Source organism: Candidatus Cybelea sp., from assembly GCA_036489315.1.
Lineage (GTDB): Bacteria > Vulcanimicrobiota > Vulcanimicrobiia > Vulcanimicrobiales > Vulcanimicrobiaceae > Cybelea.
On the sequence record DASXFZ010000047.1, the window covers coordinates 102,126 to 115,842 of the forward strand.

Consider the following 13,717-nt stretch of genomic DNA (forward strand, 5'->3'; position numbering starts at 1 on the left):
CTATTCCGCGCTGGAGTGAATTGTTGGACGATAGCCCGCCGCCAGGACCTCGACGATCGCGTGCGGCGTCAGCACCTCGACCTCGCCGCGTTGCGCGCGCGCGACGCGCCTTGTATAGCCTGCATCGGACCATTCGAACAACGAGTCGCCCCACACGAGATGCGGCCGGCCTTCCCAAACGGCGTACGCACCGTCGGGCAGCGAGGCAAGCGCGGCGCGATACGTGCGCTTCTTCTTCCCGGCGAGACGATCGGCGTGCAGACGCAGATCCATCGAGTCGGCATCGTTGGGCGTCGCGATGCTCGCTTCCCAGAACGCGCGAAAACGGTTGAAGTCGGCGCGCCGGCACTCCGCGCACGGGCGATGACCGGCGCTCAGCCCGGCTGCTTCGTCGAGGAAGAAAAGCTCGGTGTAGCGGTGCGGCGTCATCACGCTGCGCTTGCGGCCGCGAAACTCGAGCTCGCACGCTATCCAGCGCTTCACCGCAAACGACCTGACGACTTGCCGCGAATCGTCGTGAAGAATTCCGCGGTTCCCCATCATCTGCCCGCGCCCCGGGAGCGCTACGACTTCGCCGTACGGCGTGACGCGATTCTGCAGCGGCATGACAAGACGGCGCGTTCTCCTAGGATTGAACTCTTCCCGCGCCAAAGGTCGCTCGTGTAAAGGAGGGCCTATCCATGGTTCGCTTATCGCTGTTGCTGGCTTTTGCTTTTGCCGGCTTCGCGCTTCCGCAGGGCGCCCGGGCAGACGCCGCAACGCCCCAGCTCCCCCCGCAGCCGGCGGTCCATCCCGCCGGCATCCCCGCCGGCGCCGTGCTCGTCTCGCCGTGCGTCGCAACCATGGGCGAGCACTGGATGAATCTCAAAGACGCGCCGATGGGCCCGATCTACGGCGTCTGGCAAGGAAAGCCGGTCTTCACGGAGATCATGGTCACCGTCGAGCAGCTCCAGCAAGGCTTCGCCTATGCGAACCTGCACGCGCTCCCGGGCTACACGATCGATCACATCGACTTCAAGTTCGAGCCGAAGGGCCACCCGGGTCTGCCGGTGCCGCACTACGACCTGCACGCGTACTACGTCACGCCGGCCGTGCAAGCGACCATCTGTCCCGATGGGATTCCCGATCAGTCGATGAAGGCGATGAACCAGCCGTAGCCCGGTTCGGCGCCCGGAGCCTAGGTTTCGACTCGCTCCTCGATCGAGACGTTGTAGAGGAACAAGAACTTACCCCATTCGTCGGGCAGCGTGTTGCGTTTGATCTGAATCCAAGGAATATATTTGGGCTGGCGCGGCTTGCGCTGCAGCGACATATTGGCTTCGCGCGGCGTACGGTTGTTCTTGCGGTTGTTGCAGCGCATGCAGGCGCAGACGAGATTCTCCCAGGTCGACTCCCCGCCGCGGCTCTTGGGCGTAACGTGATCGACGGTCATCAGGCGCTCGCCGCGCAACCCGCAGTATTGGCACATGTGATCGTCGCGAATGAGCACGTTCTTCTTCGTCAGCGCGACCTTCTGCATCGGCCGGCGGATGTAGTACAGCATCCGGATGATCGAGGGCATCCGCATCGCGAGCGTGGGCGACGCGAGCATCCGCTCTCGGCCGTGCAGCATCTCCGCTTTTCCGGCGAAAAGCAGCTTGACGGCACGCTGAAAGCTGGTGACGTTGAGCGCTTCGTAGGTAAAGTTCAGCACGAGCACCTCGCTCATGCGATCGTTTTCCCGCGGGTATGAAGGCGAGGCATTTTAGGTGCCTCGCTGCCGGACGAACATCAATCGCGTTTCGGTTAGCATTTGTGTTATTGCTAACCGCTGATCGGCAGGCAACCTTTCTTTGACCCGTTCGAAGGCAGCCGTTGCAACGTCGATCGCGACCTCGGCCGATTGATGGTCGGGCTGCCGCCCGCCTTCTTCGGTGAGATAAGCATGCGCCGCTAGGGCGAGCGTTGCGATCACCTCGCTGAGCAAAGGCTCGACGGGCGGAATCTGCCCTTGAAATCCCCCCTGCATATCGGGAGGGGCGCTTCGGGTGGACATCCCTTTCCGGAGTTAAGCGGCTGCTGAGGGCTTCCCTTGCTGACCGGACATTCCGAGGAAGTATTGATGAATGCGCGGGTCGCGGGTGAGTTCGGGATGGAAGGCGGTGGCCAGTACGTTGCCTTCACGTACCATAATGCCGTGACCGTCGCGCTCGGCGAGCAACTCGACCGTCGGGCCGTATCGCTCGATCCACGGCGCCCGAATGAAGACACCGGGAAACGGCTCGCTGCCGAGCGCGGGAATCTGGAGCGGAATTTCCGCGGAATCGTTTTGCCGGCCGAATGCGTTGCGCCGCACGGTGATGTCGATGAGGTCGAGCGTCGGCTGAGCGGCGCCGGCGACGTCGCGCGCGGCGACGATCATTCCCATGCAGGTTCCCCACAGCGGCATGCCGGCGTGCGTGCGCTCGACGATCGGCCGCCCGAGCCCCGAGCGTTCGAGCAGCTTCATCACCGTCGTCGACTCGCCGCCGGGAACGATCAGCGCATCGACGCGCGCGAGGTCGGCAGGCGTTTTGACGGCAAGGGGCCGCGCCCCGGCGCGTTCCAGCGCCGCGCAGTGCTCGACGACGTCACCCTGCAGCGCAAGCACACCTGTGGTTGTCATCCTGAGCTTGTCGAAGGGCTAATTGCCACGCGGTGCCATCAGCTCGGCTTCACTCAACTGACGCACGTCGAGGCCTGGCATAGCCTCCGATTGCCCAAGCGAGCGGCACGCGTCAAGCACGACGGACGGATCGTTGAAATGGGTTGTGGCGTTGACGATCGCGCGAGCGAAACGCTTGGGATCCTTCGATTTGAAGATGCCGCTTCCGACGAAGATGCCTTCCGCGCCGAGCTGCATCATCAATGCGGCGTCGGCGGGCGTGGCGACGCCGCCGGCGCAAAAAAGAACGACCGGGAGCTTCCCGTTCTGCGCGATCTCGGTCACCAGCTCGTAGGGCGCGCCGAGATCTCGCGCTCGCGCGACGAGCTCTTCCTTCGGCGCGACGCTCAGCTCGCGGATCGAATCGCCGATCGCACGCATGTGCCGGACGGCTTCAACGATGTTGCCGCTGCCGGCTTCGCCCTTGCTGCGAATCATTGCCGCGCCTTCGGCGATCCGCCGCAACGCTTCACCCAGGTCGCGCGCCCCGCAGACGAACGGCGTCGTGAACAGATGCTTGTCGACGTGATACTTGTCGTCGGCGGGCGTGAGCACTTCCGACTCGTCGATGTAGTCGACGCCGAGCTGCTGCAGCACTTGCGCTTCGGCGAAGTGACCGATGCGTACTTTGGCCATGACGGGAATGGTAACGGCATCCATGATGCCGCGGATCAGGTCGATTGCGCTCATGCGGGCGACGCCGCCGGCCGCCCGGATATCGGCGGGAATTCGTTCGAGCGCCATCACCGCGACCGCGCCGGCTTCTTGCGCGATTGCCGCGTGTTCGGGGGTGACGACGTCCATAATAACGCCGCCTTTGAGCATCTGCGCGAGCCCGCGCTTAACCGTTACCGTTCCTTTTTCCATCGCACTATCATAACAGCCGCACCCAGCCAAAACGTTGAGGAAAGCCGCTAACGAGGAGGCGGTGGGCTGGGACTCTCCGGGCCGGAGGCCTCCGGCGCCGGCGTAATTAGGCCGCCCGATGGGAGAGGTTGGGCCTCCTCTTTGAGGACGGGCAGCGGCTTCTGCCGCCAGATCGGAATGTTCGGATTGATCGTCGCCGTGGGGATCGGGGTGGGCGTCGGCGGAGGCTTGGGAGTCGCGGGAATCGCCGTCGGGACCGGCTGGGGCGGTACGCGAGGGTCGGGGAAGCGCGGGTCCCCCGCGGCCGAGAGCGCCTGCGAGCGTTTCCAGTCGGGACCGTACGGCTGCGGCGAGGTATCCGCGCCGGTCGGAAGCGGGGTGGGGATCACCGAATTCAGTTGGGTTTGCGTGGCCTGCTGCATGACGCGGTCGCCCATCCGCTGGCCGATCACGACGGCCAGGAGCAAGACCGCAGCGCCGACGGCCAGGACGATCGTGGGGAACTTCACGCGCGGACGAGCGGCCGAACGACGTCGAGCTTCGCGGCGCGAGCCTTCCGGTCGCTCGGCTTACCGATGAGGTGCACCTCGCGTAGTTCGCCGGCGGCCATGTCGACGCGAGCCGTGTGCCCGCGAAACTCGATCAGCACGTTGCGCGAACGGTCGAAGTGGTTTCCAACGAAGATCCGCACCGCTCCCTCGTCGTCCTCGAAGGCGATCGCCCCGACCTCGACCGGCGACGTGGTGACCTCGTCGCTGACGTCGCGCCCGGCGTAGATGCACTTGAAGGGCTCTTCGGCCGAGAGCTCGGGCATGTTGCCGTAGATCGTATCGCTGCGCAGATCGACGACGTACGTGCAGCGCCGGCCGCCCCAGTGCACGCGTGCGGCGGCGACCCACTGCCACTCCTTGGGGCGAAGCGGCGAGAGATGGGGCCGCCCGCTCGTGCGATAACCGTTCAAACCGCCGACCGTTTCGGCAACGGCCCACAGATACTTTGCGCCGGTCCACGGCGAGAGATACATGCCCCGGTTGCTCAGCGATCCGCCGTCGAACCACTCCGCGAACTCGCCCGGCACGGTGTTTCGCGGGCTGCCGCCCTCCATCGCCGCGTAGGTCATCGTGAGGTAGCGCACCGCGTCGTCGATGAGATCGTTGCGGGCGAGCGCGACGGCGTACCACAGCGTCAGGTCGGGCCAGATCCCGCCAAGCAGCCCGAATCCGTACGACGGAAAGTACCAAGCGTCGGCGGTGGAGATCGTGCGCAGCCCGACCGGAGTCACGAAATCGGCCTCCTGCAGCCGCTTAAGAATCACACGGCGCTGCTCCCGGTCGGCGATCCCGAAGAGCACCGGGAAGACTTCGTCGGCGGTAAAGTTATCTTGATAGTTGCCGTCTTGATCGTAGTTGAGCACGAAAGCGCCGGTATCGTCGTTGAACAGATAGTCCATCATCGCCGCGCGCATGTGCTGCGCTTCGCTGCTGTATTTCTCCCAGTGGTCGTGATCGCCGACGACCGCGCAGAGCATCGCCGCCGCCTCGAGCGCGTAAACGCACTCGGCATTGATCTCGGTGACCGCCCCGTCGAGCGTGTAGTAGGGGATGATGTTGCGCCACGAGGAGATCCCGTGCAGGTCGACGCCCTTCGCGCGGCAGACGACCAGGCCGTGGTCGTCGCGCTGCGAGAGCATATAGTCGGTGAGCCGCACGACCAGCGCCACGTGTTTGCGAACCCACTCGTCGTCGAGCGTCGCGTTGTAGTGGTGCAGCATCGCGATTAGATGCAGCGGCGTATCGTCGTTGACGTTGAGATCGTAGTCGGTCTTGTAGCCGCTGACACCGCGCACGTACTCGATCATCAATCCCGAGTCTTCGGCCGCCTCGTTGAAGACCTCGAGTGCGTTGCGGCTGAAATCCGGCCAAAAGTAGTCGAAGCCGTGGACGAACCACGACGTGTCGCGCGAGACGAGGATATCCGACGGCGGCGAGTTCGTCGAGCCCCATCCGTGCGGATACTCCTTGACGACGCGCAGCATATTCGCCTTCGCCCAGACGACGCCGCGGCTGATCTCCGGCGAGGGCGTAAGGAAACGAGCGTCATCGAGACGCTCGCCGAAATAGCCCTGCGTGTCGTGCAGCGCCTTCGGATCGGCGAGCAGCGCTTCGAGCACGGGACGGCTCTTCTCGGTTCCGGCCTTGTGGTAAACGACCGCCAACCGCAGCGACTCGCGCGCCCCGGCCGCCACCGTGACGCGATACTCGAAAGCGCCGAAGATCCGCCGGCTCACGAGCTCTGCCTCCGCCGGCGTCACGTCGTCGACGGTGGCCCCCGAACTGCCCTTGACGAGCGTCGCTCGGCGCATCGACTCCAGGAGCACCTGTTCGCGCAGCGAGAGCTGGACGGCGACCGGGGGACGCGAGCCGCCCCACCAGCGCTCGCCCCCGGTTTCGAGATTGCGCGAGCAGATCAAGCGCCCGTCGTTCCAGGCGCGTACCTCGTGTTCGGGCTCGCCGTAGAAGCGCTGGCCGACGAGCATCGCCCAGGGAAAGATCGCGACGTCCATCTCCGCGGCGCCCGGATTGTAAAGCGTAACGTCGACCACGAAGGAGACGGCTCGTTCGAACGCCGGGCCGTGCGGAACGTAGAAGGCTTCGGTAACGTGCAGGCGGTGGTCGAGCGTGAACTCGGAGATCTGCGCGTACGGGAGAAAGGTGAGCTCGCGCTCGATCTGGTGCGGAAAGAACGTCCGGTCGGAGATGCGATAGGCGATGTGATGGGTGCCGAAGATGATCTGATCGGTATCGGCGTCCCAGAGCCCGCGTACGCCGCCCTTGGCAGTCGATTGCGCGTACGTCTTATAGTTTCCGAGCAGCAGCCCGTACGGGGTCTCGGATTCATTGAGGACGTAGGCGCAAAACTCGTTGCGTTGCGCGTCGTAACTCGAGCCCATCTCCTTCTTCCTACTGCGGCACCCGTCGCAAAGGCGCCTCCTCGCGCGACGGCCAACGACAACGCGGATTGAAAGCGCCCGCGAAAATCAACCTGACGCTCGAAGTGCTCGCCCGGCGCAGCGACGGGTACCACGGCGTTCGCAGTGTGATGGTGCCGCTCGACTTGGCCGACGAGCTGGCCTTTGAGCCGGCTTCGGCCTTCAGCTTCGATTGCGACCGCCGCGAGCTCGCCGACGAGCGCAATCTCGCCGTGAGGGCGCTTGAGAGCGCGTGCGGCTCGCTGCCGCCGGTGCGCATGCTTTTGTCGAAGCGGATTCCGGTGGAGGCCGGCCTCGGCGGCGGCTCGAGCGACGCGGCCGCCGTGCTGCGTGCGGCGATGAGCGGTGCCTTCGGCCCAGCGCCGCCGCACGATTGGCTGAGGCTCGCGCGCGGGCTCGGCTCCGATGTTCCCTTCTTTCTCGCGGGAACGGCCGCGCTGGTCGAAGGCACGGGCGAGCGCGTCACGCCGGCCGGAGCCATTGCGCGGTGGCATGTCCTGATCGTCAAGCCTCCGGTCGCCGTATCGACGGCGCAGGCGTATCGCGAGCTCGACGCGCACGAGCGGCCGCAGCGCCCGCGCCGCGGCAGCGTCTCGATCGCGATGCTCGAAGCGCTTCAGCGCGCCGATTTCGCCGCCGTCGAACGACTGTTGCAAAACGATTTTCACGAGGTGACCGCGGCGCGGACGCCGCAGATCGCCGCCGCTATCGAGGCGCTGCGCGCCGCCGGCGCGAGCAACGCGCTGCTCGCCGGATCGGGCTCGTGCGTGTTCACGCTCGCGGAAGGAAACGCCATCGTCGAGCAGATCGCGCAGCGCCTTTTGCTCCCGCCGGCGTTTGAACGAATCGTTACGCGCTTTGCATCGACACCACAGTGGCGATGAACGCCGTCGTTCTCGCCGGCGGACCGCTCGACGACGTCGCGAGGCTGCAGCCCGGCGCGCCGAACAAGGCCTTCGTCGACATCTGCGGGACGACGCTGGTCGGGCGCGTCGTCGACGCCTTGCGCGCCAGTACGGCGATCGGACGTATCGCAGTCGTCACCCCGGTGAGCGAGTGGGGAAATCCGGATCTGCGCGCGGCCGACGACTTTCGCGCCGACGGAGTGCGCATTCGCGACAGCCTGCGCAACGGGCTCGAGGGCTTTGCTCCCGACCAAGCCGTGCTCGTCGCCACCTCCGATCTGCCGATTCTCAGCGTCGCGGCGGTCAACGATTTCGTCGACCGTTCGGCTGCCCTCGGCGCCGACGTCACCTACGGCTGCGTGGAAAAGCAGGTGCATCTGCAGCGCTATCCGAGCGTTCCGCACACCTGGGCGCGCATGCGCGACGGCACCTTCTGCGGAGCGGGGCTGGCGGCAATCAAGCCGCGCGCGCTGCCGCTGCTCGAACGCTTCATCGAAGATCTCGGCGCCGCACGCAAGCATCCGTTCAAGCTGGCGTCGCTCTTCGGTTGGGATATGCTGGCCCGCTTTGCGATCGGACGGCTCTCGATCGCGCAAGCCGAAGCGCGTGCCTCGCGCATTCTCGGTGCTCCGGTGCGCGCGCTCGTCTCGCCCTACCCCGAGACCGGCGTAAACGTCGACCGTGTCAGCGACGTCGCGCTCGCGCGTGAGTTGGTGCGCACGGGCTGAACTCGATTAAGGTCCCGTTATCGTTCTTACGACAACGTTAATACTGCAGACAAATCGGCGAGCAAAGCTAGAGGAATAGCTCGGTCGCGCACGCTAGAGGCTCGCCGGGAAACGCGATGCTTCAAACCACGCCCGCACGCCGGCCGCTCTTCTTTATCGCAGTTGCGCTTCTGCTCGCAGGATGCAGGGGCCCAAATGCTGCGCCGGCAATTCCGGCGGCTAGCCTGAGCCGCTCCCCGGTGGCGCGGCATGCCGGCGGAATCGACAAGATCCAGCACGTCGTGATCGTAGTCCAAGAGAATCGCAGCTTCAATAATCTCTTCTACGGGTTTCCCGGCGCGAAGACCGTGACGTACGGATTAGATTCGAAGAATCAGAAAATTACTTTGAAGCCGGTCGGCTTGGCGACCTCGTGGGACATCGAGCACAGTTCCGGCGGCTATTACGCCGCCTGCAACGGCACCGGTAAGATCCCCGGTACGCACTGCCGGATGAACGGCTTCGATAAGGAGACGTGGACCTGTCCCAAAACCGGCAAGAATCGATGCCCGATCGAATATCCGCCTTACAGCTACGTGCCGCACGACGAATCCGCGCCCTACTTTTCGATGGCAAAGCAGTACGTGCTTGCCGATCAGATGTACGCTTCCAACTTCGATTCGAGCAGCTACGTTTCGCATCAGTACATTATCTCCGGACAAGCCGGTATGACGACCGACTATCCGGGCGTAAACTGGGGTTGCCCCGGCGGCAAAACCGACACGATCTGGACGCTCAAGGCGGACCCGCCGCGAGCCTACGACAAAAAAGTGACGGACTGTTTTAACTACCGGACCGTCGGCGACGAGCTGGACGACGCCGGCGGCAGCTGGGCCTTCTACGCAACGCCGCTCGGCAAGGTCGGCCCGGGCGGCACGACCTGCGGAAGCGGCTTGAAAAGCAACAGCTACGTCCAGGGCGGAATTTGGAGCTCCTACCAAGCCGTTAAACACATCTGCTACGGCCCAGACTGGGATCGGGACGTCTTCTATCCGCCGCAGCAGTTCCTAACGGACGTGAGCAACGGGCAGCTGCGCGACGTCACGTGGATCACGCCATACTGCAAGAACTCCGATCACCCGGGATGCAGCTCCGATACGGGGCCTTCGTGGGTAACGTCGGTCGTCAACGCGGTCGGCACCTCGAAGTTCTGGAAATCGACCGTCATCTTCATCTTCTGGGACGACTACGGGGGGTTCTACGATCCCGAGGCGCCGACTTATAAAGATTACGATGGCTTGGGTATACGAATTCCCTTGCTTATTATCTCGCCGTACGCAAAGAAGGGCTGGGTTTCGCACGTTCATTACGAGCACGGCAGCATTCTTAAGTTCATCGAAGACCGCTTCCACCTCGCACCGCTCGCCGAGAGCGATAAGCGTGCGGCGTCGCTGACAAAACCGGGCTTAGACTGCTTCGACTTCTCGAAGCCGCCGCGCGAGTTCGTACCGATTCAATCGAAGTACGATACGAACTTCTTCGTACATCAGACGCCCGACTACCGGCCGCCCGACACGGACTAGTCCCTCTGCCGCAGCCCGCCTAGATCGGCGTTCGCCAGCGCTTAAAGAGCTCGTTGGCGATGCCGAACTGGTCGAGCGCCTTGCCGACGGTGTGGGCGATGATATCGTCCACGCTCTGCGGATTGGCATACATCGCCGGAATCGGCGGGAGGATCACGGCGCCGATCTCCGCCAGCTGGGCGAGCGTGCGGAGGTGCCCGAGGTGCAGCGGCGTCTCGCGAATCACCAGCACCAGCCTGCGTTTTTCTTTTAAACAGACGTCCGCAGCGCGGACGAGCAGGTTAGCGTTCATCGAATAGGCGATCGCGCTCGCGCTCTTCATCGAGCACGGGATCACGAGCATGCCGTCGGTGAGGAACGAACCGCTCGAGATTGCGGCGGCGAGGTCGTCGTCGCGGTGCACGACGTCGGCAAGGGCGTCGAAGTCTTCGCCGTTCATCTCGGTTTCGAGTTCGATCGTTCGGCGAGCCGCGGCGGTCAGCACGAGGTGCGTCTCGATGCCGCCGATCGAACGCAGCGCCTGCAGCACCATGTAGCCATAAAGACTGCCGCTCGCTCCGCTGATGCCGACAATGATCCGCCGCATCGGAAGGCCGTTATACGTCGCATGCAGGGGCGCCTGGTGGGAACTGTAACTTCAGCAAAGTGTTCATTGACGATGCCGAGCGCTGGCATCGGACCGGCGAAGAGGCACTCCTCCTGCGGATGATTCGCTCGACGTGCTCGGGCGTGCCGCACGATATCGGCGCCGCCTACGCGACGCTGGCCTCACGGACGGGAAACCTGCTCGACGCGATCGACCGCGGTGCCCTCGCACTGCCCGCACCCGAACGGGACGGTGTCCTGCGTTTTGCGTCGCGCGCGCGGCGGGTCCGCGCGCTGCCCGACGATCTGGACTCTGCGACGTTACGAACGGCGGTCGCCGAGGCGTTTGAGATGCGCGCTTCGCAAACACCCTTCGACAAGCCCTTCGACACGGCTGCGGGTGACACAGATGGCGGAGCTCAGGGTGACACTGATAGGGAGTTTGAGCTAGCCGAGGCGGTTGTGCCGGAACCAGCTTGCGGCGTTGCGGGGTGGCAGAAGCACTTCAGCGCCTCGGCACTCAACGCGTACGCGGAGTGCGCGCGCAAGTGGTTTTATCGCTACGCGTGCGCGGCTGTCGAAGATGAAGGTTCATCTGCTTCCGCCTACGGCACCGCCTTTCACCTCGCGCTCGAAGATTTTCACGGCGAGTTTGCGCGCCCGCGCGCCACGGAACGCTCGGCGATGCGCCGGCGAATGCGCGACTACGTTGCGTGGGCGTTCGAGCGCAACCGCACCGATTTCGGAACGCGCGTCGAGTTCGAGCTTGCGGTCCGCCGGGCGCAGCGAACGGCGCTGCGGTACATCGAGTGGCTGCTGGCCGAGGAGGCGCAGGCACCCTTCGAGGTGCTCGGGCGTGAGGTTCCGGCGAGTCTCGAGCTCGAGGGGCGGCCCTTCGTCGGGTTCATCGATCGCTTGGATCGCGACGATCGCTCCGGCGCCATCGGCGTCGTCGATTACAAGACGGGCAGCATCGCTACGAGCCCCGCGGAGTACGCGGAAAAGGTGCGCCGCTTCGAGGATTTTCAGCTTCCTTTCTACTATTGGGCGCGCACGGCCGCGGGCGACCGCGTCGCCAAGCTGATGCTGATCCCGCTCAAAGACGCGCTCCTGGACGTCAAACCGATCGTCGTGGAGGTCGGCAAGACGATCCGTCTCGACGAACTCGAGCGCTCGAAGGCAAAGATGATCGAACTGAGCGGCCACCTCTCGTCGGGAAAGGTCGCTCACTTCAACACCGCGCCGACCCCGTCGCCGTGCACCTTCTGCTGCTACGCAACGGCGTGTACGAAAAAGCCGTTTCCTGAAGCCGCGCGTTTCGGAAGTTGATCGCGCTCGACCTAACGCAAGAGCAGCGCGCCGCCGTCGAAGGGCCGCTCGACGCCTGTTTCGCGATCGTAGGCGCCGCGGGTACCGGCAAAAGCACTGCGCTCGCGCAGCGGCGCGAGCGCGTGCGTGCGCTTCACCCCGGCGCGCAGCCGCTGATAGTTTCCGCGCCGCGCGCGCTGGGCGAGTATGCGGCCGAGCTGCTGCGCGCGAGCGGTCGCGAGATCGCACTCGTCGACGACGTCGAAGCGGAGCTGCTCTTCACGCAGGCCTGCGAGCCGCTCTTCGAGCTCCAGTGGGAAGAGTTTGCGGCCGATCGGCTCGATCCCGAGGTTCCGGGGCTGCGTTCGCCGTCGCGCTTCCTGCGCTCGGCCTTTCGCTTGATTCGGCGGCTCGGCGACGCCGACACCAGCCCGGCTTCGTTCCTGGCCGCCGCGCTCACCGGGGCGACCGAGTTTTACGCAAATCCACCGAACTTCGCCGATCCCTCGCTGCTGATCGCGACCAAGAACACCTACCACGATTCGCTCGACGTGGCAGCGGCAGAGCTCGCGCGCCAGTATCGCCGCGAGATCGATCTCGCTAAAATTCTCGCCCGTCTCTACGAAGACTACCAGCGTCTGGTTGCAGCCTCCGGACGGATGACGGGGCGCGACGCCGTTGCCGCGGCGGCCGCGATGCTGCGTGAAGACGCAGCGTTGGCCCAGCGGCTGCGAGAACGCTGCCGGTTCGCCTTCGTCGACGACGCGCAGGAGCTCACCGAAGCCGATCTGGCGCTCTTGCGCGCGATCTTCGGGGAAAGGCTGGCCGGGGTAACGCTCTGCGGCGACCCGGCCCCCTCGGTATCGACGGTGCGCCGCACGCAGCCGCAAGCAGTCTTCGCGCTCGGCGCTTCGCGCGTGAAGCTGCAGGAACTGAGGCGTTCTCCGCGCGTCGAGCTGCACCGTCCGCCGTCCGCCGGCGAGGAGGCTTCCTTCATCGCCGATCGTGTCGCGGCGTGGATCGGAGAGGGCGTCAGCCCCGAGCGGATCGCGGTGATCTTTCGTTCCGTGCGCACCGTCGAGCAGTACGAAGCCGCGCTGCTCGATCGCAACATTCCGGTGCTGATCTCAGGCGACGTCAACCTCTTTACCGACCGGCGCGCGCTCGACGCGCTCGCGCCGCTGTGGAACGTCCACGATCCGTTTCGCCATGAGTGGCTGCTGCGGACGCTCGAAGGGCCGGCGCTGGGTCTTTGCGATGCGTCGCTGCAGCTTCTTTGCGCGGAGCCCAGCGATCCGCAGCGTCCGCTCTTTGCCTTCGACGACGAGCCCGCTCCCACGACGCGCACGAGCCGCTGGAACCCCAAGCGCGATCTGCGCTTGGGGTGGAACGTTATTCGTGGCGAACAGGACGCGGCGCTCTCCGAGGACGCGCTGACTCGCGTCCAGCGTTTTCGCCGGCTGCGCGAAGGCTGGCTCGAAATCATGGAATCGCAACACTTCGAAGTGTTCGCGCGCGCCGTCTGGCGCGACGCGCTCGCGCGCGAGGGCGATCCGGGATCGGCGCGGGCTCGAAGCCAAGCGATGCTGCTGCAGCGCCTCCTCGAGCGACTGCGTGAGTTTACCGCGGAGCATCCCGAGGCACGCGTAGCCGAGATCCTGGCCTACGCGCAGCAGCGAATGGAAAGCGACCTCGAGAGCTGCGAAGCCGCCGATCCGCGCGGAGCGGGGCGAGGCTTCGTGCAGATGCTCAGCGTCGAAGCGGCGCAAGGTCTGGAATTCGACCACGTCGTGGTGGGCAACGTTCGTCCCGGCTCGTTTCCGCTCTGGTATGCTCCGGAAGCCTTTCTCTTCAGTCCGCGGCTTGGCATGATTCCTAAAGAGAACGCGGGTGAGGCTCAGGCATCGCGGACCGCTAAGTTCACTTACTACATGTTTCGCACGAAGGCCGTGCAGCGATACAACGAACGGGAGCGCCGGGCGCTGCACTACGCGATGCGCCGCGCGCGCCAGAGCGCACTGGTCACCGCGTGGGGTACGCCGACGCGCGGGATCACCGCGCCCGAGCTGCTCGAAGAGCTGCGCTGACGG

General features: G+C 65.0%; 14 protein-coding genes. 6 read left to right on the forward strand and 8 right to left on the reverse strand.

Annotation, left to right across the window (positions count from 1 at the left end):
- A complete protein-coding gene (locus tag VGG51_10645) occupies positions 1-606 on the reverse strand; it encodes a hypothetical protein (GenBank protein ID HEY1883485.1) in 606 nt (201 codons plus the stop codon).
- Positions 607-680: 74 nt separating this feature from the next.
- Here VGG51_10645 and VGG51_10650 point away from each other — a divergent pair, with 74 nt between their 5' ends.
- Positions 681-1,157: a hypothetical protein gene (locus VGG51_10650; protein ID HEY1883486.1), complete on the forward strand. Its 477-nt coding sequence runs from the start codon at positions 681-683 to the stop codon at positions 1,155-1,157.
- Between the two features lie 20 nt (positions 1,158-1,177).
- Here the strand turns inward: VGG51_10650 and VGG51_10655 are convergent, their stop codons facing one another.
- From VGG51_10655 to VGG51_10680, 6 genes are read right to left on the reverse strand one after another with little or no spacing between them, the layout of a single operon-like run.
- Positions 1,178-1,708: an HNH endonuclease gene (locus VGG51_10655; protein HEY1883487.1), complete on the reverse strand. Its 531-nt coding sequence runs from the start codon at positions 1,706-1,708 to the stop codon at positions 1,178-1,180.
- A 36-nt stretch (positions 1,709-1,744) separates the two neighbouring features.
- Positions 1,745-2,008, reverse strand: a complete 264-nt coding sequence (locus VGG51_10660) for a hypothetical protein (protein ID HEY1883488.1) — start codon at positions 2,006-2,008, stop codon at positions 1,745-1,747.
- A 39-nt stretch (positions 2,009-2,047) separates the two neighbouring features.
- Positions 2,048-2,644 carry a pyridoxal 5'-phosphate synthase glutaminase subunit PdxT gene (pdxT, locus tag VGG51_10665; GenBank protein ID HEY1883489.1) on the reverse strand — a complete coding sequence of 199 codons (597 nt, stop codon included), beginning with the start codon at positions 2,642-2,644 and terminating at the stop codon, positions 2,048-2,050.
- Between the two features lie 18 nt (positions 2,645-2,662).
- The gene (gene pdxS, locus VGG51_10670) at positions 2,663-3,550 is read right to left on the reverse strand and encodes a pyridoxal 5'-phosphate synthase lyase subunit PdxS (protein HEY1883490.1); all 888 of its coding nucleotides are present in this window, start codon (positions 3,548-3,550) and stop codon (positions 2,663-2,665) included.
- A 47-nt stretch (positions 3,551-3,597) separates the two neighbouring features.
- A complete protein-coding gene (locus tag VGG51_10675) occupies positions 3,598-4,059 on the reverse strand; it encodes a hypothetical protein (GenBank protein HEY1883491.1) in 462 nt (153 codons plus the stop codon).
- On the reverse strand, positions 4,056-6,500 hold the full coding sequence (locus VGG51_10680; protein HEY1883492.1) for an amylo-alpha-1,6-glucosidase: 2,445 nt from the start codon (positions 6,498-6,500) through the stop codon (positions 4,056-4,058). Before VGG51_10680 ends, VGG51_10675 begins: the two co-directional genes overlap by 4 nt.
- 68 nt (positions 6,501-6,568) lie before the next feature.
- Between VGG51_10680 and ispE the strand changes: the two genes are divergently transcribed.
- From ispE to VGG51_10695, 3 genes are all read left to right on the forward strand, one after another.
- Positions 6,569-7,423, forward strand: coding sequence for a 4-(cytidine 5'-diphospho)-2-C-methyl-D-erythritol kinase (ispE, locus tag VGG51_10685; protein ID HEY1883493.1), 855 nt, complete (start codon positions 6,569-6,571; stop codon positions 7,421-7,423).
- Positions 7,420-8,172, forward strand: coding sequence for an NTP transferase domain-containing protein (locus VGG51_10690; GenBank protein HEY1883494.1), 753 nt, complete (start codon positions 7,420-7,422; stop codon positions 8,170-8,172). The genes ispE and VGG51_10690 overlap by 4 nt, the downstream gene beginning before the upstream one ends.
- A 116-nt stretch (positions 8,173-8,288) precedes the next feature.
- Positions 8,289-9,734, forward strand: coding sequence for an alkaline phosphatase family protein (locus VGG51_10695; GenBank protein HEY1883495.1), 1,446 nt, complete (start codon positions 8,289-8,291; stop codon positions 9,732-9,734).
- A gap of 19 nt (positions 9,735-9,753) precedes the next feature.
- Here the strand turns inward: VGG51_10695 and VGG51_10700 are convergent, their stop codons facing one another.
- Positions 9,754-10,320 (reverse strand): UbiX family flavin prenyltransferase, encoded by a 567-nt coding sequence (locus VGG51_10700; GenBank protein HEY1883496.1) that lies wholly within the window; start codon positions 10,318-10,320, stop codon positions 9,754-9,756.
- 119 nt (positions 10,321-10,439) lie between these two features.
- Between VGG51_10700 and VGG51_10705 the strand changes: the two genes are divergently transcribed.
- Entirely contained in the window at positions 10,440-11,648 is a 1,209-nt protein-coding gene (locus VGG51_10705; GenBank protein HEY1883497.1) for a PD-(D/E)XK nuclease family protein, read from the forward strand.
- A complete protein-coding gene (locus VGG51_10710) occupies positions 11,645-13,714 on the forward strand; it encodes a 3'-5' exonuclease (protein HEY1883498.1) in 2,070 nt (689 codons plus the stop codon). Before VGG51_10705 ends, VGG51_10710 begins: the two co-directional genes overlap by 4 nt.
- Positions 13,715-13,717: the final 3 nt, after the last annotated feature.

What these genes read in the sequence shown, in the direction of transcription:
- VGG51_10645 (HEY1883485.1), bottom strand. Translation starts at nt 606, where the DNA reads ATGCCGCTGCAGAATCGCGTCACGCCGTACGGCGAAGTCGTAGCGCTC.
- VGG51_10650 (HEY1883486.1), top strand. Translation starts at nt 681, where the DNA reads ATGGTTCGCTTATCGCTGTTGCTGGCTTTTGCTTTTGCCGGCTTCGCG.
- VGG51_10655 (HEY1883487.1), bottom strand. Translation starts at nt 1,708, where the DNA reads ATGAGCGAGGTGCTCGTGCTGAACTTTACCTACGAAGCGCTCAACGTC.
- VGG51_10660 (HEY1883488.1), bottom strand. Translation starts at nt 2,008, where the DNA reads ATGCAGGGGGGATTTCAAGGGCAGATTCCGCCCGTCGAGCCTTTGCTC.
- pdxT (HEY1883489.1), bottom strand. Translation starts at nt 2,644, where the DNA reads ATGACAACCACAGGTGTGCTTGCGCTGCAGGGTGACGTCGTCGAGCAC.
- pdxS (HEY1883490.1), bottom strand. Translation starts at nt 3,550, where the DNA reads ATGGAAAAAGGAACGGTAACGGTTAAGCGCGGGCTCGCGCAGATGCTC.
- VGG51_10680 (HEY1883492.1), bottom strand. Translation starts at nt 6,500, where the DNA reads ATGGGCTCGAGTTACGACGCGCAACGCAACGAGTTTTGCGCCTACGTC.
- VGG51_10690 (HEY1883494.1), top strand. Translation starts at nt 7,420, where the DNA reads ATGAACGCCGTCGTTCTCGCCGGCGGACCGCTCGACGACGTCGCGAGG.
- VGG51_10695 (HEY1883495.1), top strand. Translation starts at nt 8,289, where the DNA reads ATGCTTCAAACCACGCCCGCACGCCGGCCGCTCTTCTTTATCGCAGTT.
- VGG51_10700 (HEY1883496.1), bottom strand. Translation starts at nt 10,320, where the DNA reads ATGCGGCGGATCATTGTCGGCATCAGCGGAGCGAGCGGCAGTCTTTAT.
- VGG51_10705 (HEY1883497.1), top strand. Translation starts at nt 10,440, where the DNA reads ATGATTCGCTCGACGTGCTCGGGCGTGCCGCACGATATCGGCGCCGCC.